Origin of the sequence: Kitasatospora sp. NPDC017646 (assembly GCF_044329365.1) — a bacterium.
In the GTDB taxonomy this organism is placed as follows: Bacteria; Actinomycetota; Actinomycetes; order Streptomycetales; family Streptomycetaceae; genus Kitasatospora.
Genome location: NZ_JBIRJC010000012.1, coordinates 224,031 through 241,108, shown reverse-complemented (window position 1 = coordinate 241,108; position 17,078 = coordinate 224,031). Strand labels below are relative to the sequence as shown.

Genomic DNA, 17,078 nt, shown 5'->3' with positions numbered 1-17,078 from the left:
CGCCCGGTTACATTCCGAACCCGGAAGCTAAGCCTCACAGCGCCGATGGTACTGCAGGGGGGACCCTGTGGGAGAGTAGGACGCCGCCGAACAATCATTCAGAAGAACCCCCATCCGGATTCCGGATGGGGGTTCTTCGCGTTTCCGGACCATCCGAGGCCGGAAAGAATCTTGGTGAGCCGTGTCGAGAATCCGTGGCCGGCTCCGTCCCCGGGATGGACGCGGCCACAATGGGTCGCAACAGCACGGAGGAGACGACGATGGCCAAGTACCTGCTTCTCAAGCACTACCGGGGCGCTCCGACCGCGGTCAACTGCACGCCGATGGACCAGTGGACGCCGGAGGAGGTCACGGCGCACATCCAGTACATGCAGGACTTCGCCGCGCGGCTGGAGATGACCGGCGAGTACGTCGACGGCCAGGCGCTGGCGCCGGAGGGGGCCTGGGTCCGGTACGACGGTGAGGGCCGTCCGCCGGTGACCGACGGTCCGTTCGCCGAGACCAAGGACCTGATCGCCGGCTGGATGGTGATCGACGTCGACAGCTACGAGCGCGCCGTCGAGCTGGCCGGAGAGCTGTCGGCCGCTCCCGGTGCCGGGGGGAAGCCGATCCACGAGTGGCTGGAACTGCGTCCGTTCCTGGCCATGCCGTCGACCACCACGGAGTGCCATCTCCGATGACGGAGGCCCTGCGATGAACGGTTCCCTGATCCGGAGCCTCACGCCGGCCGTGCTCGCCGTCCTCGTCCGCCGCGGAGCAGAATTCGCCGCGGCCGAGGACGCCGTGCAGGAGGCGTTGATCGAGGCGGTCCGCGGCTGGGAGGAGGATCCGCCGCGGGATCCGAAGGGCTGGCTGGTCACCGTCGCCTGGCGGAAGTTCCTCGATGCGACCCGGGCGGACAGCGCCCGCCGGCGGCGGGAGGACCTGGTCGACCGGGAGCCGGAGCCCGGGCCGACGGCCGCGACGGACGACACGCTGCGGCTCTACTTCCTGTGCGCCCACCCGTCGTTGACGCCGTCCTCCGCGGTCGCCCTCACCCTGCGCGCGCTCGGCGGGCTGACCACCCGGCAGATCGCGCAGGCCTACCTGGTGCCCGAGGCGACCATGGCGCAGCGGATCAGCCGGGCCAAGCGGACCGTCTCGGCCGTCCGGTTCGATCAGCCGGGCGATGTCGCCACCGTGCTGCGCGTCCTCTACCTGGTCTTCAACGAGGGCTATTCGGGAGATGTCGACCTCGCCGCCGAGGCGATCCGGCTCACCCGGCAACTGGCGGCGGCGATCGACCATCCCGAGGTGGCGGGGCTGCTGGCGCTGATGCTGCTGACCCACGCCCGGCGGGCCGGCCGGACGGCGCCCGACGGCGCTCTGGTGCCGCTCGCCGAGCAGGACCGCGGCCGTTGGGACACCGGGTTGATCGCCGAGGGCGTCGGGATCCTCCAGGCGGCGCTCGCCCGGGACCGCCTGGGTGAGTTCCAGGCCCAGGCTGCGATCGCGGCTCTGCACGCGGACGCGCCCACCGCCGAGGAAACCGACTGGGTGCAGATCGTCGAGTGGTACGACGAGTTGCTGCGGCTGACGGGCAGTCCGGTGGTCCGGCTGAACCGCGCGGTGGCGGTCGGTGAGGCCGACGGGCCGCGCGCCGGACTGGCGGCGCTGGGGGCGGTGGACGAGTCCCTGCCGAGGTACGCGGCGGTGGCGGCGTACCTCCACGAGCAGGACGGGGACCCGGTGACGGCGGCCCGGCTGTACGCCGAGGCGGCCTACCGGGCGTCCAGCCTCGCCGAGCGCGATCACCTGACGCGCCAGGCGGCCCGGCTGAACGTTCGGCTCAACGGCCCTGGGAGCAGATGAGGTTCGCGGGAACGACCGAGGTTCAGAGCCGGCCGGCGGCCTTCAGCGCCAGGTAGGTGTCCGCCAGGGCCGGGGCGATCCGGGCGGGCGGGGCGTCGAGGACGGTGGCGCCGTACCGGGTGAGGCGGTCGGCGGTGTGTCGGCGGTCGGCGCGGGTCTGTTCGGCGGCGGCGGCGCCGTAGACGGCCTCGACGGTGCCGCGGCCGGCGGCCAGCACGTCCAGGTGCGGGTCGGCGACCGAGGCGAGGACGACCTCATGGCGCTTGGTGAGCAGCGGCAGCAGGGGCCGCAGGCCGTCCTCGACGGGGGCCGCGTCGAGACCGGTGAGCAGGACGATCAGCGAGCGGTGCGGTGCCATCTTGAGCGCGGTGGAGACCAGGGAGCGCATGTCGGTCTCGTGCAGCGCGGGTTCCAGCAGGGCCATGGCGTTGGTGAAGGCCGGCAGGATCTCGCTCGGCGAGCTGCCGATGACCGCGGCGCGCTTGCGGGCGTCGTGGGCGAGCAGGTCGACCCGGTCTCCCGCCCGGGTGGCGAGGGCGGTGAGCAGCAGGGCGGCGTCGAGGGCGGCGTCCAGGCGGGGGGCGTCGCCGACGCGGCCGGCCGAGGTACGGCCGGTGTCGAGGACGACGAGGATGTGCCGGTCGCGTTCGGGGCGCCAGGTGCGGACGGCGACGGTGTGGCGGCGGGCGCTGGCGCGCCAGTCGATGGAGCGGACGTCGTCGCCGGGCAGGTACTCCCGCAGCGAGTCGAATTCGGTGCCCTGGCCGCGGGTCAACACCGAGGTGCGGCCGTCGAGTTCGCGCAGCCGGGCGAGCCGGGAGGGCAGGTGCTTGCGGCTGTGGAACGGGGGCAGGGCGCGGACCGTCCAGGGGACGTGGTGGGAGCCCTGGCGGCCGGCCAGGCCGAGCGGGCCGAGCGAGCGGACCGTGACCCGGTGGGCGTGGTGGTCGCCGCGGCGGCTCGGGGTGAGCACGGAGACGGCGCGGCGGCGTTCGCCGCCGGGGACGGTGAGGGTGTGCCGGGAGGCGGTCTCGGCGGTGCCGGGGCGCCAGGCGGACGGGGCCCAGGCGTCGCGCACCAGGGCCCGGAGGGGGCGCCCGGAGGGGTTGGTGACGGTCAGTTCGACCGGTGCGGTGTCGCCGAGCCGGACGGTGGTGGCGCCGCCCCGGACGATCCGCAGGCTGCGGACGGGGGCGGCGAGTACCAGGTCGACCAGGACGGCGAACAGGACCGCTCCGGTGACGGCCCCGATTCCGACCCAGGAGGGCAGCAGGAGGCCCACGAAGAGCGCGCCGAGCGCGGCGATCAGGGCGGTTCGCCCGGTGAGGGCCATGCGGGTGCGCTCCTTCGGAAGCCCGTGGTCGGAGGGGCCGTGGGTTCGGCGGCGGCGAGAAGCCCGGTCCGCCGGTGGGCGTGGGTCAGCGGGGGGCGGGCGTCTGGGCGAGGACGGCCTGGATGACGGAGTCGGCGGTGACGCCCTCCATCTCGGCCTCGGCGCGCAGCGCGACGCGGTGCCGCAGGGTGGGCAGGGCGAGTGCCTTGACGTCGTCCGGGGTGACGTAGTCCCGTCCGGCGAGCCAGGCCCAGGCGCGGGAGGCGGCGAGCAGGGCGGTGGCGCCGCGCGGGGAGACGCCGATGGACAGCGACGGGGACTGCCGGGTGGCCCGGCAGAGGTCGACGATGTAGGCGAGGACCTCCGGGGAGACGGTCAGCCGGGCGATCTGCTCGCGGGCGGCGGCGAGGTGCTCGGGCCCGGCGACCGGGCGGACGCCGGCGGCGGCGAGGTCCTTGGGATCGAAGCCGGACGCGTGCCGGGACAGGACCTGGAACTCCTGGTCGCGGTCGGGCAGCGGCAGGATCAGCTTGAGCAGGAAGCGGTCGAGCTGGGCCTCGGGCAGCGGGTAGGTGCCCTCGTACTCGACCGGGTTCTGGGTCGCGGCGACCAGGAACGGGACGGGCAGGGCGCGCGGCTCGCCGTCCACGGTGACCTGTCGCTCCTCCATGGCCTCCAGGAGGGCGGCCTGGGTCTTGGGCGGGGTCCGGTTGATCTCGTCGGCGAGCAGCAGGTTGGTGAAGACCGGGCCGGGCTGGAAGGAGAACTCGGCGGTGCGCGCGTCGTAGACGAGCGAGCCGGTGACGTCGCCGGGCATCAGGTCGGGGGTGAACTGGATGCGCTTGGTCTCCAGGCTGAGCGCCGTGGAGAGGGTGCGGACCAGCAGGGTCTTGGCGACGCCGGGGACGCCTTCCAGCAGCACGTGGCCGCCGCAGAGCAGCGCCACCACGAGACCGGTGACGGCGGCGTCCTGGCCGACCACGGCCTTGCCGATCTCGGCGCGCAGGGCGGTCAGCGCGGCGCGCGGGTCGGTGGCGGGGGTGGCGGGTGCCGTGCCGGGGATGGCGCGGAGCTGGGCGGTCGCCTGTTCGGTCACGGGTTCCGTACCTGCCTTTCGAGGGCGTCGAGGTCGTCGGCGAGCCGCAGCAGCGCGGCGTCGTCGGTCGGGGGCGGGCCGTGGAGCAGGGCCCGGACGTCCCCGGCGGGTCGTTCGGGGAGGCGGCCGGCGACGGCCGCGCAGAGTGCTTCCGGCTCGGGGGCGCCGGCCTGGAGCGGGACGCCCAGGGCGGGGGCGAGGCGGTGGGCGGCGGCGCGTCGCAAGGCCTCGGCGGCGCGGCCGCGGGCCTTGGCCCGTCGGTAGAGGCGGGCGCGGCCCTCGGTGGTCTCGGCGGCGCGGACCACCACGGGCAGGTTCTCGCTGACCACCGGGCCGAGCCGGCGGGCGCGCCAGAGGGCGGCGAGCACGGCGGCGACGGCGAGCTGGTAGAGGGCCCAGCGCCAGCCCTTCGGGACGTAGTCGCCGAAGGACTTGCGAGGGGTGCCCTCGGCGACCGGCGCGGTGTAGTCGGGCAGGTGCCAGGTGAGGCGGGGCTGCGAGCCGAGCAGGCCGAGCGCGAGCGAGGCGTTGCCGTCCTGGGCGAGCTCGTCGTTCCGGAGGAACTGCCCGCTGCCGAGCACGATGACGTCGCCGCCCCCGCTCGGGGTGCGGACCAGCGGGTAGTCGTGACCGCGCGGGTAGCAGCCGTCGCCGCGGCTGCCGCTGGTGTAGAGCATGCCGCCCATGGAGGCGCTGCCGGCCCGGACGGCCTCGGGGAGCGAGCAGCCCGGCCGGCTGCCGCGGACGGCGGCGAACGGGACGCCGCCGGCCTCGTCGGCGGCGCGGATGCCGGGGGCCAGGGCGCCGAGGGCGGTCGGGCCCGGGGCGATCAGGACCAGCCGCTGGTGCCGGGCGGCGGCGACGGCGCGCAGCTGGGCCGGGCTGAGCAGGTCGGGTTCGGGTAGCACCAAGGTGTCGGCGCCGTTCGCGGCGGCCGTGGGGTCGGTGCTGAGTTCGGTCTTGACGCCCTGGTGTTCGAGCAGCGCGACCACGGCGTGGGCGCCGTCGGCGTCGTACGAGCGCGGGTCGATCGGCGGGTAGCGGTGGCCGCGGTTGAGGACGGCGATGCCGACGGCGGCGATCAGCAGGACGGCGAGGAAGACCAGGTACCAGCGGGCCCGGCGGGCCAGGCCGCGCCCGGTGGGGGCGAGGCTGGTCGGTGGGGCGTCGGCGGGTCGTTCGGCGGCGGGGGGAGCCGGGGCGGTGCTGGTCATGCCGCTCCTCCCGGGGTCGGGGTCGGGGCCGGGCCGGCCGGCGCGGCGGGGGCGTGGGCGAGGACGGGGCGGCTGCGTTCCAGCGTCCGGTCGAGGTCCAGCAGCAGCTGGTAGGCGGCCTGGTCGGCGGTGCGCTCGCCGTACGCGACGTCGTCGAAGGTGCGGGCGGCCGCGGTCAGCGCGGCGGCGTGCTCGGGCAGGGCCCGGCCGGCCTCGGCGGCGGCCTCGTCGGCGGTGCGGCCGGGGCGGGCGTCGAGCAGGGTGCGTTCCTCCAGGGCCCGGACCAGGGCGCGCATCTGCTCGCGGACGGCTTCGGACCAGCGGCCCGCGGCGGCGTGCCCGGCGGCGTCGGCGCGGTACCGGTCGGCGCTGCGCGGACCGTCGGTGCCGTACACGCCCAGGACGGTGCGGGCGGCACGCTTCGGGGCCCCGAGGCGCCACCAGAGGGCGGCGCCGATCACCGCGGCGACGATCAGGAAGAGCACCAGTCCGGTGGTGCCGTCGGTGCCGTCGCCGGAGATGCTGCCCATGGCACGGTCGATGTGGTCCCAGATCCAGTCGACGACGCGTTCCAGGACGGTCGGGTCGTTCTTGTGGTACTCGGCGTTGAGCAGCTCGTCGCGGGCGGCGTCGCGGGCCGGGTCACGCGGAACCGTGACCGGGGCGCCGGCGGCGGCGAGGAGCCTGTCCCCCCAGATGGGCATCCGGTCAGTGCCTCGCCGCGGTCTGGTCGGCCCGGCCGTTCCCGCCGGCGCCGCCCTGCTCGGGCGTCGCGGCGGCGCGGGCGAGTTCGATGTCCAGGGCCTCGCGGCGGATCCGCTGGTCGATGTAGACCAGCACGCCGACGGCGGCCAGGAACGGGGTTGTCAGCGAGGAGGCGATGATCCCGGCGATCGCGGTCAGCACCATCATGCCGATCGACTGCTGGGAGGTGTCGCCCAGGCGGTCGATGGAGCCGAAGCCCAGCAGCAGGCCGAGGAAGCGGAACGGGATGAGCAGGGTGGCCCCGACGATCCCGGCCAGGATCCGGCTCAGCAGGACGATGCCGAAGACCCGCCACCAGGAGCCACGGGCCAGCCGGCGCGAGCGCGACAGCGCCGTCACCACGCCCTGCTTCTCCAGCATCAGCGCGGGGGCGGCCAGGCTGTAGCGGATCAGCAGCCAGATGCCGACCGGGACGGTCAGCAGGCCGACCAGGAACAGCAGGCCCTCGGTGCCGGGGGTGCCCGCGCCGCCGGCCCGGTAGCCGAGCCACGGGGTGAACCCGAGCAGCATCACGCCGCCGCTCATCAGGGTGACGAGCAGGGTGAGCCCGAGCAGCTTCAGCAGCCGGGGGCGGGCGTCGCGCCAGGCCTCCCCGGCGGTCACCGAGCGGCCGAGGACGGCGCGGCTGACCACGATGGTGAGCAGCGCGACGGCGAGCGCGTCGAGCAGCAGCGTCAGCGGCAGGGTGACGAGCAGGGTGAGGAACTGGGTGGAGGCGCCGGTCCGGCCCTTGACCAGCAGCTGGGCGACGAAGCTGCCGGCCTGTTCGACGACGGCGATGCCGAGCGAGAGGGTGAGGGCGGTGCGCCAGTGCCGGCGGACGGTGGTGACGGCGCCGTCGAGCAGTTCGCCGACGCTGAGCGGGCGCAGCGGGATGACACCGGGCCGGGGGCTGCGCGCGGCGTCCCAGCCGTACGGGTCGCGGCCGGGCGTCTGCCCGCCGTGGGTCGGCTGTCCGTACCGGGCGCCCCAGCCGGGGGCGGTCCGAGGGGGTGCCGACGGCCCGGGCACGGCGGCGGGCGCGTCGGCCGGGGGCCGGACGCCGTCGCGGGGCGGCTCGGACGAGCTGGGCGAGGCCCAGCCCGGAGTGTCGGTCATCACTGCTCCTCGGAGGGGCGTCCTGGGCGCGGATCCGGGCGATCTTTCGCCCGCGCGCAGCGCCCATCGTGCCATGGGGCCCGGAGACGCCCCAGGGGTATCCGGTTGCTGATCGGCAACGGGGCCCACCGGGGGGCCGGGCGGCGGGTTTCGGCCCGTTCGGAGGCGCTCCGACGAGGAGTATTCGCCCGGTATGGCCGGAATTCGACGGCCGGGGAGTTGGCCGTTGTGGAGCATTGGCACTGCTGTGCGGCAGGTCACAATCCGGTAATGAGAAGATGGACGCATGAAGGGACGCGTCCTCGTCGTTGATGACGACTCCGCACTGGCCGAGATGCTCGGCATCGTGCTGCGTGGTGAGGGTTTTGAGCCGTTTTTCGTCGCGGATGGGGACAAGGCGCTAGCCGCGTTCCGGGAGAGCAAGCCCGACCTGGTCCTGCTCGACCTGATGCTGCCCGGCCGGGACGGCATCGACGTGTGCCGGCAGATCCGGGCGGAGTCCGGCGTCCCGATCGTCATGCTGACCGCGAAGACCGACACGGTCGACGTGGTGGTGGGCCTGGAGTCCGGCGCCGACGACTACGTCACCAAGCCGTTCAAGCCCAAGGAGCTGGTGGCCCGGGTGCGCGCCCGGCTGCGCCGCGCCGAGGAGCCGACGCCGGAGCAGCTGACCATCGGCGACCTGGTGATCGACGTGGCCGGCCACTCGGTGAAGCGGGACGGGCGCAGCATCCCGCTGACCCCGCTGGAGTTCGACCTGCTGGTCGCGCTGGCCCGAAAGCCCTGGCAGGTGTTCACCCGTGAGGTGCTGCTGGAGCAGGTCTGGGGCTACCGCCACGCGGCGGACACCCGCCTGGTCAACGTCCACGTGCAGCGACTGCGCTCGAAGATCGAGAAGGACCCGGAGCGCCCCGAGATCGTGGTGACCGTCCGCGGCGTCGGCTACAAGGCCGGACCCAGCTGACGTGTCGGAGCGGGCTGAGGGCACCCCGTCGGGTTCCGCGACCGACGGGGCGGAGGCCGTGCGCGGGGACGTGCTGAGTTCGACCACCCGCCGCCGTCGCGGCCCGTCCGGGGCGTTCGGCCTGATGAAGCGCCAGTTCCGTCGTCCCGCGCGCCGGGTGGCCGTGCTGTACCGGCGGTCGATCCAGGTGCGCGTGGTCGCGGTGTCCCTGCTGGCCTCCATCGCGGTGGTCCTGGTGCTGGGCGTGGTCGTGGTGGCGCAGGTGCGCAACGGCCTGCTCGACACCAAGATCGACGCCGCCCGGGCGCAGGCCCGGATCGGCTTCCAGGTGGAGCAGAAGAAGATCGACGAGGCTCGGGACCAGAACCTGCGGGGCGCCGTCGACCCGACCACCGGCGAGACCGGCACCTGGCTGCTGCGCCAGGTCAACGACCTGGCCGCGAGCGGGCAGACGGTCTACTCGGTGATCGCGATGGCCCCCGGCACCGGGACGGTCGTCCCCGACAGCGCCGGCTTCGCGCCGCGCTACTCGGGCGACATCCAACCCAGCAGCATCCCGGACACCCTGCGCGCCAAGCTCATCGAAGAGCCCGGCCAGATGTTCGACCAGCCGACCCGGATCCACCGCTCGCCCGAGGCCGGCGGCAAGAGCGAGCCCGGACTGGCCCTCGGCATGCAGTTCGTCGGCCCGGCCAGCACCAGCTACCAGCTGTTCTACGTGTTCTCCTTCGGCCAGGAGACCGACACCCTCAACCTGATCACCGGCACCCTGGCGACCGCCGGCGTGTTCGTGGTGATCCTCATGGGCGGCATCGCCTGGGTCGTGGTGCGCCAGGTGGTCACCCCGGTGCGGATGGCCGCGGGCATCTCCGAGCGGCTCGCCGACGGGCACCTGGAAGAGCGGATGAAGGTGACCGGGACGGACGACATCGCCCGCCTCGGGGAGTCGTTCAACCGGATGGCCAACGCCCTCCAGGCGCAGATCCGCCAGCTGGAGGAGCTGTCCCGGGTGCAGCGGCGCTTCGTCTCGGACGTCTCGCACGAGCTGCGCACCCCGTTGACCACGGTCCGGATGGCCGCCGACCTGATCTACGACAGCCGCGAGGACCTGGACCCGATGGCGGCCCGCTCCGCGGAACTGCTGCAGGGCCAGCTGGACCGCTTCGAGTCGCTGCTCGCCGACCTGCTGGAGATCAGCCGCTTCGACGCCGGCGCCGCGATCCTGGACGCCGAGCCGGTCGACCTGCGCGAGATCGTCGGCCGGGTGGTGGAGGCCGCCGACCCGCTGGCCCAGGCCAAGGGCAGCACCGTGGTGATCCGCGGCGACGGCGAGCCGGTGCTGGCCGAGGTGGACTCCCGCCGGATCGAGCGCATCCTGCGCAACCTGGTGGTCAACGCGCTGGAGCACGGCGAGGGCCGCGACGTGGTGGTCCGGCTGGGCTCGGCGGACGGCGCGGTCGCGGTCGGCGTGCGCGACTACGGCATCGGCCTCAAGCCGGGCGAGGCGTCCCGGGTGTTCCACCGCTTCTGGCGGGCGGACCCGTCCCGGGTACGCACCACCGGCGGCACCGGTCTGGGCCTGTCCATCGCGGTCGAGGACGCCCACCTGCACGGCGGCTGGCTCCAGGCCTGGGGCGAGCCCGGCGGCGGCTCGCACTTCCGGCTCACCCTGCCGCGCACCCGCGGCGGCGAGATCAACCGGGCACCGTTCCGGCTGGAGCCGGAGGACTCCCGCAACAACCGGGGCCTGGGCGCGTACGGCACGCCGTACCGCCGGGCGATCGCCCCGACCGGCTCGACGGCCATGGCCGCGGCCGAGGAGCAGGGCGAGGCGCCGGAAGGGACCGGCAACGGACTGGGCAGCGGGCTCGGCGGGGTGCTGAACATCGGCCCCGGGCTGAGCCGGAGCCGGCTGCCGGAGGGGCCGCGCTCGGACCCCTCGGACGTGCGGACGGCGGGGGCCGGTTACGGCGCCACCGGCGCCCAGGTCATGGTGGACCCGACGCCGGGACGGCCGTCGGTGGCACAGCGGACGGCGGAACCGGACGCGACGGGTGGGACGGACCTGGAGGGGTCGCAGCGTGCGAAGGACGAGCAACAGGACTAGGGCGCGGCTCGTGGCGGTGGCCGGCGCGGTGCTCGGTGCCCTGGTGGCGAGCGGCTGCGCGGCCATGCCGGACTCCGGCGGCATCACCAAGGTGGAGCTGTCGCAGGGCTCGGCCGACAAGAACCTGCAGGCCAGGGTGTTCCCGGTGGCGCCCGCCAAGGGCGCCAAGCCGCGCGAGCTGCTGACCGGGTTCCTGGACGCGGTGACCGCCGACGAGGGGTACGAGACCGCGCGCAAGTACCTCACCGAGCACGCCGCCGCGACCTGGAACCCCGACGCGGGCATCCAGGTGCTCTCCGCCACGCAGATCGCGCCCGACCAGGTCGTCACCGACAAGGACACCGAGTACTCCGAGACGGTGTCCGGGCAGCTGGTGGCCACGGTCGACGAGAAGCGCTCGTACCTGCTGGTGGCGGGGCAGAACAACAAGGTCCTCGACTTCACCTTCACGCGGGAGGACGGCGAGTGGCGGATCGCCAGGCTGCCGACCGGCGTGATCATGAACGAGACCAACTTCCGGAACAGCTTCCGGCAGGTCGAGCGCTTCTTCTACACGGCCCCCGACCCGTCCGCGCCCGGCTCCGGTTCCTCCGGTTCCGGCGGCCAGGAGGTGCTGATCGCCGACCCGATCTACCTGCGGCGCCGGGTCGACCCGCTGACCGCGGCCGCCAACGCGCTGGTCGCGGGGCCCTCCCACTGGCTCGCGCCGGTGGCCCGGACGGCCTTCCCGGGCGGCACCACCGTCGAGAAGGTGACCATCGACGACAGCCGGGTCGCCCACGTGCAGCTCGGCGGGGCGGACCTGGGCGATGCGGCGGGCTGCCGCCGGATGGCCAACCAGCTCTACTACACCTTCGCCGACCAGGGGAAGGGACAGGTCGACCGGCTGGAACTGAAGGGGCAGCGCGGCTCCTGCACGGCCAGCCGCACCGACGACCAGGCCGTCGGTCCCGGTGCGCTGGCCGGCCGGCTGCCCGTGCAGCAGTACTACCAGCGCGCCGACAACGGCGCGCTGATGGTGGCCGAGGAGGGGCGCAGCGGCGACCCGGTGCCCGGCGTCCTCGGCAAGCCGCACGGCAACGGCGTGCCCCAGCTGGGTACGGTCGCGGTCAGCCGGGACGGCTCCCAGGCCGCCGCGGTCTCGGACGACGGCCACCAGCTCTACTCGGTGCCGCTGACGGCCGGCACGGTGGCGATGCCCGAGCCGGTGCTGAGCTCGCCGGCGAAGGCCGGCGCCAAGGACGACGGCCTGGCCTCGCCGACCTGGGACGGTCGCGGGGACCTCTGGGTGGTGGACCGCAACCCGCAGGCCCCGCGGGTGGTGATGGTGCGCGGCGGCAAGGCGTACACCGTGCCGGTCGAGGGGCTGACCGGGCAGACGGTGCAGGCGGTGAAGGTCTCCTCGGACGGCGCCCGGATCGCGCTGGTGGTCAAGTCGCCGGGTGTGACGGGCAGTTCACTGATGTTCGGACTGGTGGAGCACGGCGGCACGCCGGGGGCGCCGACCGCGAGGATCACCGGAGCGCGCCCGGGGGCGCCCTCGCTCACCGACGTGGCCTCGGTGTCCTGGACGGAGGCCGACCAACTGCTGGTGCTCGGCAAGGAGGCCGACCGCCCCCAGCAGCTCTACTACATCAGCACCGACGGCTCGCAGAGCACGGACAGTCAGCAGCAGACCGGCAACGGGCTGCCGTCCTCCCCGCAGTCCGTCTCTGCGGCGGAGTCCCGCGGATACCTCCTGACCCAGCCGTGGCCGGTGCTCGCGGTGGCGGGCGGGACGGTCTACCGGCTGGTCAACAACCAGTGGCGGGAAGCCCAGTTGGTGGACAAGGCCCGCTCCTACTTCTACGCGGGCTGACCGCCGGACCGATCGCCGGTTGTCGCCGCGCGGGCCGACGGGTGCGCCGCCGGGCCGCCGGCCGGCCTCAGCCCGTCGGCCGCCCGGTCGTGGCCGCGACCGTGGCGGCGGCCCGGGCCGGCAGTCCGGCGTCGGCCAGCGCCCGGGCGGCCTCGGCCAGGCTCGCCCCGGTGGTCACCAGGTCGTCCACCAGCACCGGCTGACGGCCGGCCAGCCCGCGGCGGGCCCGTGGCAGGACGGTGAGCGCGCCGTGCAGGTTGCGCTGCCGCTCGGCGGCGTTCAGCCCGGTCTGGTCGGCGACCGGACGGGCGTGGCGCAGTAGCGGTGCGGCCCGGGCGTCCAGGCCGGCCCGGCGCAGCGACCGGGCGGCGGCCCCGGCCAGCCGCAGCGTCGGGTCGTGGCCGCGGGCGCGCACGGCCGGGCGGGTCGAGGGCATCGGGACCAGCAGCAGCGGCGCGGCTCCGGCACGGGCCCCGAGGGCGGAGCGCACCGCCCGTCCGAGCGCCTCGCCGAGCGGACCGGCCAGCCGCAGCGCGCCGCGTTCCTTGTGCGCGAGCAGCAGCTGCCGCACCGGATCGGCGTACGGCGCGGCGGCGTGCGCCCAGGGCAGCAGGGTGGGGCCGGGGCGGGCGGTGGCCAGGGCGTGCCGGCAGGCCGGGCAGAGCTGGGTGCGTTCGGCGCCGCAGCCCGCGCAGTCCACGGGCAGCAGGACGTCCAGCAGCCCGGCCAGTGCGTGGCCGAACGGTGTCCGTGCGGACGGGGGAGGGACGGGGGACGGGGACGGCGGCACGGCTGCTCCTGGCGGCGGCAGGCACGGAGAGTCAGCAAAGGATGCGCCGTATGGGGGGCGTTGTCCAGGTATTTACCCTTACTTCACCCACAGGAGGGTAGACAGGGTGCAACAGTTTGACCGCCAGCCCGCAGTATCGGGTCATACCCCGCATCTCGCCCGGGGAGGCGAAAACTCCCTGTGAGGTGTTCGATGAGGCTCCAGGGGGTTTCAACCGTCCCTGATGGGGAGGAAGTGAGATGAGGGCCAGTCGTTCCCGCCGCTGGCGGCGGGGGCGGGGGCCGGCAGTGGATGGGCTGGTCCAGCTGGAGCTCAGTCCGGTCCGGTAGCACCCGGATCGGCGTCAGCACGAGGGATCGGAGTTCTGCGTGGACATCGTCGTCAAGGGCCGCAAGACCGAGGTGCCCAAGAGGTTCCGCGAGCACGTGGCCGAGAAGCTGGAGAAGGTCCAGAAGTTCGACGGCAAGGTGATCAGCCTCGACGTCGAGGTGTCCAAGGAGCACAACCCGCGGCAGGCCGACCGGTCGGACCGCGTGGAGATCACTCTTCGTACCCGGGGCCCGGTGATCCGGGCGGAAGCCGCCGCCGCCGACGCGTACGCGGCGCTCGACCTGGCCTCGGCGAAGCTCGACGCGCAGCTGCGCAAGTCGGCTGACCGGCGTCGGGTGCACAAGGGCGGCGCCAACGGCCGCACCCCGATCAGCGTCGCCGAGGCGACCGCGGCCCTGGCCGCGCTGCCGGACACGACGGCGCACGAGGGTGAGACCAACGGGGCCGTCCGCAAGACCATGATGGGATCCCTGGAAGTGGAGGGCGAAGGCCCGCTGGTGGTCCGGGAGAAGACGCACTCGGCCGCCCCCATGGCGCTGGACCAGGCGCTCTACGAGATGGAGCTGGTCGGCCACGACTTCTACCTCTTCGTGGAGAAGGACAGCGGCCTGCCCAGCGTCGTCTACCGCCGGCACGGCTACCACTACGGTGTCATCCACGTGCAGCCGGACATGGCGGCCGGCGTGGCCAGCGGCGCGGGCGGTGCGATCGGCCGGTCCGACGACGAGGACTGACCGTCCCGACGGCAATGACGGAGAGGTGACCCCGGCGGCATCCGTCGCCGGGGTCACCGGCGTTTCGGGGCGTTCCGCCTGTTTCGGGCGTGGCCGGTGGGACGGGTTCGAACGGTGCTCGGGTCCGTTGCGTCCCGGGGTCACCCGTTGCGGGGGAATCGGCATCGGAGGGTGACCGCGGCGACGGCGGGGCGTGGAATGATTGGGCGCACGTCGACCCGCGAAGGGGGAGGAGCGGATGGGGGATCACTTCGGGCTGGGGCCCGCAGCGGGGCCGGGCGCCGGACTGCCACCGGGGCCGGAGGAGGAACCCGCGTACGCGCCGCACCGGGGTGAGCCGATCCGTGTCCTGGTGGTGGACGACCACGCCCTGTTCCGCCGGGGGCTGGAGATCGTGCTCGCGGAGGAGCCGGACATCAAGGTCGTCGGCGAGGCCGGGGACGGTGCCGAGGCGGTGCTGAAGGCCGCCGACCTGCTGCCCGACATCATCCTGATGGACGTCCGGATGCCGCGCCGCAGCGGGATCGAGGCCTGCACGGCGATCAAGGACGTGGCGCCCAGCACCAAGATCATCATGCTGACGATAAGCGACGAGGAGGCCGACCTCTACGAGGCGATCAAGGCGGGGGCCACCGGCTACCTGCTCAAGGAGATCTCCACCGACGAGGTCGCCACCGCGATCCGCGCGGTCGCCGACGGGCAGTCGCAGATCAGCCCGTCGATGGCCTCCAAGCTGCTCACCGAGTTCAAGTCGATGATCCAGCGGCGCTCCGACGACCGGGACCTGGTGCCCGCGCCCCGGCTCACCGACCGGGAGCTGGAGGTGCTCAAGCTGGTGGCGACCGGGATGAACAACCGGGAGATCGCCAAGGAGTTGTTCATCAGCGAGAACACCGTCAAGAACCACGTCCGCAACATCCTGGAGAAGCTCCAACTGCATTCCAGGATGGAGGCCGTGGTGTACGCGATGCGGGAGAAGATCCTCGAAATAGGGTGAGCGGCGCCCGCCGCCGGCTATTCCGTCAGCAGCTTCTCCAGGGCCGGGCGCAGCCGTTCGTCGTGCAGCGCCTCGACCCGCACCTCGTCGCAGCCGACCCAGGCGGCCGCCTCGCGCAGTGCGGCGGCCAGCGCCTCCAGGTGCCGGGCGCCGGCTGCCCGGCCGTCGGCCAGTGAGACCCGCCGGGCGACCAGGGTGCGCCCCTCGCGGGCCGGGTCGACCCGGCCGACCAGCCGGCCGCCCGCCAGCAGCGGCATCGCGAAGTAGCCGTGCACCCGCTTGTGCTTGGGCGTGTAGGCCTCCAGCCGGTGCGTCATGCCGAAGATCCGTTCGGTGCGGGCGCGGTCCCAGATCAGCGAGTCGAACGGCGAGAGCAGCGTGGTGCGGTGGCGCCCGCGCGGGGCGGTGGCGAGTGCGGCCGGGTCGGCCCACGCCGCGGCCGCCGTACCGCCCGGGCCCCAGCCGGCCACCTGGACCGGGACCAGGCCGCTGTCCGCGAGCACCGGGTCCAACTGCTCGGCGCGCAGCCGGTGGTAGTCCAGCAGGTCGACCCGGGTGGCCACGCCGAGCGCGGCGCCGGCCTGGGCCACCAGGGTGCGCACGCACTCCTCGTCGGAGCGGTCCTGGTCGAACAGGACTCCGGGGATCGCCTGTTCGGCCAGGGCGTAGACCCGCTTCCAGCTCCGGCGCTCGGTGCAGACCACGTCGCCGAAGGCCAGCGCCCGTTCGACCGCGATCTTGGTGTCGGACCAGTCCCACCACTCGGCGGTCCGCTTGGCGCCGCCCAGCTCGGTGGAGGTCAACGGCCCCTCGGCGCGCAGCTTGTCGAGCACCGCCCGGTACGTCTCGGGCGCGACCTGGTGGCCCCAGAGGTGGCCGCGGTCGCGGTAGCGGCGGCGGCGGAAGGCGAACAGCGGCCACTCCTCGACCGGCAGGACGCAGGCCGCGTGCGACCAGTACTCGAAGCTGGTGCCCGCACCCCAGTAGGCCGCCTCGACCGCCGGGCGGCCGACCGCGCCGAGCCGGGCGTAGGGCACCAGCTCGTGCGAGCGGGCCAGCACCGAGATGGTGTCCAGCTGGACGGCACCCAGGTGCCGCAGCACCCCGCGCACCCCGGCCCGGCGGTCGGGCGCGCCCAGCAGGCCCTGGGCGCGCAGGGCGATCCGGCGGGCGTCGTCGGCGCCCAGGACGGTGACGGGGGTGGGGTCGGCAGCGGCGGCGGTCATGCCGGCGAGCGTAGCCGGGGGCACCGACAGCGGGCCCGGGCTCCGGGCCCGGACGCCCAGGGGTACGGGCCCGGGCGCTCAGTCCAGGTCGGACGGGAGCAGCGAGGCGACCCAGGCGTCGTGGAAGACGCCGCGCTGGTCGGCGTACGACCGCAGTGTGCCCTCGGGGCGGTAGCCGACCCGCTCCGCGACCGCGCGCGAACCCTCGTTGCCGACGTAGGCGAGCCACTGGAGCCGGCGCAGCCCGAGGTCGGTGAGCGCCCAGCGGGCGACCGCGCGGGCGGCCTCGACGGTGTAGCCCCGGCCGCGCTGCTCCTCGGCCGTCCACCAGCCGACCGAGGCGGCGTTCGGGTCGCCGGGCCTGCGCACGACCGCCTGGGTGCCGACCAGGCGGTCGGTGTCGCGCTCGACCACGCACCAGATGTACTCGGCGCCCGTGGCCAGCCCCTCGGGAGCCAGGGTGCGGACGAAGAACTCGGCGTCCTCACGGCGGTAGGGGACGGGGACGACCGTCCAGCGCTGGATCTCGGCGTCCTGGCAGGCGGCGAAGATCGCATCGATGTCCGATTCCCGCGGGGCCCGCAGGACCAGGCGGTCGGTGGTGAGGGTGACGAGTTCGCTCCGCGGCTCTTCCATGGGCGGATTATTTCCAACGCCGGGGGAACGCGGGCATCCGATCACCAGGCCAACTCCCCGGCCCGTCGACCGATTTGTC

15 protein-coding genes and 1 rRNA gene are annotated in these 17,078 nt (G+C 74.2%); 8 read left to right on the top strand and 8 right to left on the bottom strand.

The window, feature by feature from the left end:
* The 3 genes from rrf to ACH4J0_RS21110 form a co-directional block, all read left to right on the top strand.
* Nucleotides 1-92 (top strand): 5S ribosomal RNA (rrf, locus tag ACH4J0_RS21120); the annotation flags it as partial.
* Nucleotides 93-260: 168 nt separating this feature from the next.
* The gene (locus tag ACH4J0_RS21115; RefSeq protein WP_396242053.1) at nt 261-680 is read left to right on the top strand and encodes a YciI family protein; all 420 of its coding nucleotides are present in this window, start codon (nt 261-263) and stop codon (nt 678-680) included.
* A 13-nt stretch (nt 681-693) separates the two neighbouring features.
* Nucleotides 694-1,851, top strand: coding sequence for an RNA polymerase sigma factor (locus ACH4J0_RS21110; RefSeq protein WP_396242052.1), 1,158 nt, complete (start codon nt 694-696; stop codon nt 1,849-1,851).
* 22 nt (nt 1,852-1,873) lie between these two features.
* Here the strand turns inward: ACH4J0_RS21110 and ACH4J0_RS21105 are convergent, their stop codons facing one another.
* From ACH4J0_RS21105 to ACH4J0_RS21085, 5 genes are all read right to left on the bottom strand, one after another.
* Nucleotides 1,874-3,184 carry a DUF58 domain-containing protein gene (locus ACH4J0_RS21105; RefSeq protein WP_396242051.1) on the bottom strand — a complete coding sequence of 437 codons (1,311 nt, stop codon included), beginning with the start codon at nt 3,182-3,184 and terminating at the stop codon, nt 1,874-1,876.
* Between the two features lie 85 nt (nt 3,185-3,269).
* Complete coding sequence (locus tag ACH4J0_RS21100) at nt 3,270-4,247, bottom strand: AAA family ATPase (RefSeq protein WP_396242072.1); 978 nt, start codon at nt 4,245-4,247, stop codon at nt 3,270-3,272.
* 29 nt (nt 4,248-4,276) lie between these two features.
* A complete protein-coding gene (locus ACH4J0_RS21095) occupies nt 4,277-5,494 on the bottom strand; it encodes a DUF4350 domain-containing protein (RefSeq protein ID WP_396242050.1) in 1,218 nt (405 codons plus the stop codon).
* On the bottom strand, nt 5,491-6,198 hold the full coding sequence (locus tag ACH4J0_RS21090) for a DUF4129 domain-containing protein (protein ID WP_396242049.1): 708 nt from the start codon (nt 6,196-6,198) through the stop codon (nt 5,491-5,493). The genes ACH4J0_RS21095 and ACH4J0_RS21090 overlap by 4 nt, the downstream gene beginning before the upstream one ends.
* 4 nt (nt 6,199-6,202) lie before the next feature.
* Nucleotides 6,203-7,357: a hypothetical protein gene (locus ACH4J0_RS21085; RefSeq protein WP_396242048.1), complete on the bottom strand. Its 1,155-nt coding sequence runs from the start codon at nt 7,355-7,357 to the stop codon at nt 6,203-6,205.
* 286 nt (nt 7,358-7,643) lie between these two features.
* On the opposite strand from ACH4J0_RS21085, the gene mtrA reads away from it, so the two are divergent.
* From mtrA to ACH4J0_RS21070, 3 genes are all read left to right on the top strand, one after another.
* Nucleotides 7,644-8,321: an MtrAB system response regulator MtrA gene (gene mtrA, locus ACH4J0_RS21080; RefSeq protein WP_030283937.1), complete on the top strand. Its 678-nt coding sequence runs from the start codon at nt 7,644-7,646 to the stop codon at nt 8,319-8,321.
* Nucleotides 8,322-8,445: 124 nt separating this feature from the next.
* Nucleotides 8,446-10,428: an MtrAB system histidine kinase MtrB gene (gene mtrB, locus ACH4J0_RS21075; RefSeq protein WP_396242071.1), complete on the top strand. Its 1,983-nt coding sequence runs from the start codon at nt 8,446-8,448 to the stop codon at nt 10,426-10,428.
* Between the two features lie 10 nt (nt 10,429-10,438).
* Entirely contained in the window at nt 10,439-12,286 is a 1,848-nt protein-coding gene (locus ACH4J0_RS21070; RefSeq protein WP_396242047.1) for an LpqB family beta-propeller domain-containing protein, read from the top strand.
* Nucleotides 12,287-12,353: 67 nt separating this feature from the next.
* Here the strand turns inward: ACH4J0_RS21070 and ACH4J0_RS21065 are convergent, their stop codons facing one another.
* Nucleotides 12,354-13,076, bottom strand: a complete 723-nt coding sequence (locus ACH4J0_RS21065; protein WP_396242046.1) for a ComF family protein — start codon at nt 13,074-13,076, stop codon at nt 12,354-12,356.
* Nucleotides 13,077-13,444: 368 nt separating this feature from the next.
* Here ACH4J0_RS21065 and hpf point away from each other — a divergent pair, with 368 nt between their 5' ends.
* Both hpf and ACH4J0_RS21055 read left to right on the top strand, forming a co-directional pair.
* The gene (gene hpf, locus ACH4J0_RS21060; RefSeq protein WP_396242045.1) at nt 13,445-14,140 is read left to right on the top strand and encodes a ribosome hibernation-promoting factor, HPF/YfiA family; all 696 of its coding nucleotides are present in this window, start codon (nt 13,445-13,447) and stop codon (nt 14,138-14,140) included.
* A 238-nt stretch (nt 14,141-14,378) separates the two neighbouring features.
* Nucleotides 14,379-15,137 carry a response regulator transcription factor gene (locus tag ACH4J0_RS21055; protein WP_030283947.1) on the top strand — a complete coding sequence of 253 codons (759 nt, stop codon included), beginning with the start codon at nt 14,379-14,381 and terminating at the stop codon, nt 15,135-15,137.
* Nucleotides 15,138-15,154: 17 nt separating this feature from the next.
* On the opposite strand, the gene ACH4J0_RS21050 is transcribed toward ACH4J0_RS21055, so the two are convergent.
* Both ACH4J0_RS21050 and ACH4J0_RS21045 read right to left on the bottom strand, forming a co-directional pair.
* Nucleotides 15,155-16,363, bottom strand: coding sequence for a winged helix-turn-helix domain-containing protein (locus ACH4J0_RS21050; protein ID WP_396242044.1), 1,209 nt, complete (start codon nt 16,361-16,363; stop codon nt 15,155-15,157).
* 78 nt (nt 16,364-16,441) lie between these two features.
* Complete coding sequence (locus tag ACH4J0_RS21045; RefSeq protein WP_396242043.1) at nt 16,442-16,999, bottom strand: GNAT family N-acetyltransferase; 558 nt, start codon at nt 16,997-16,999, stop codon at nt 16,442-16,444.
* Nucleotides 17,000-17,078 lie beyond the last annotated feature (79 nt).

What these genes read in the sequence shown, in the direction of transcription:
- ACH4J0_RS21115 (WP_396242053.1), top strand. Translation starts at nt 261, where the DNA reads ATGGCCAAGTACCTGCTTCTCAAGCACTACCGGGGCGCTCCGACCGCG.
- ACH4J0_RS21110 (WP_396242052.1), top strand. Translation starts at nt 694, where the DNA reads ATGAACGGTTCCCTGATCCGGAGCCTCACGCCGGCCGTGCTCGCCGTC.
- ACH4J0_RS21105 (WP_396242051.1), bottom strand. Translation starts at nt 3,184, where the DNA reads ATGGCCCTCACCGGGCGAACCGCCCTGATCGCCGCGCTCGGCGCGCTC.
- ACH4J0_RS21095 (WP_396242050.1), bottom strand. Translation starts at nt 5,494, where the DNA reads ATGACCAGCACCGCCCCGGCTCCCCCCGCCGCCGAACGACCCGCCGAC.
- ACH4J0_RS21090 (WP_396242049.1), bottom strand. Translation starts at nt 6,198, where the DNA reads ATGCCCATCTGGGGGGACAGGCTCCTCGCCGCCGCCGGCGCCCCGGTC.
- ACH4J0_RS21085 (WP_396242048.1), bottom strand. Translation starts at nt 7,357, where the DNA reads ATGACCGACACTCCGGGCTGGGCCTCGCCCAGCTCGTCCGAGCCGCCC.
- mtrA (WP_030283937.1), top strand. Translation starts at nt 7,644, where the DNA reads ATGAAGGGACGCGTCCTCGTCGTTGATGACGACTCCGCACTGGCCGAG.
- mtrB (WP_396242071.1), top strand. Translation starts at nt 8,446, where the DNA reads ATGAAGCGCCAGTTCCGTCGTCCCGCGCGCCGGGTGGCCGTGCTGTAC.
- ACH4J0_RS21055 (WP_030283947.1), top strand. Translation starts at nt 14,379, where the DNA reads ATGGGGGATCACTTCGGGCTGGGGCCCGCAGCGGGGCCGGGCGCCGGA.
- ACH4J0_RS21050 (WP_396242044.1), bottom strand. Translation starts at nt 16,363, where the DNA reads ATGACCGCCGCCGCTGCCGACCCCACCCCCGTCACCGTCCTGGGCGCC.
- ACH4J0_RS21045 (WP_396242043.1), bottom strand. Translation starts at nt 16,999, where the DNA reads ATGGAAGAGCCGCGGAGCGAACTCGTCACCCTCACCACCGACCGCCTG.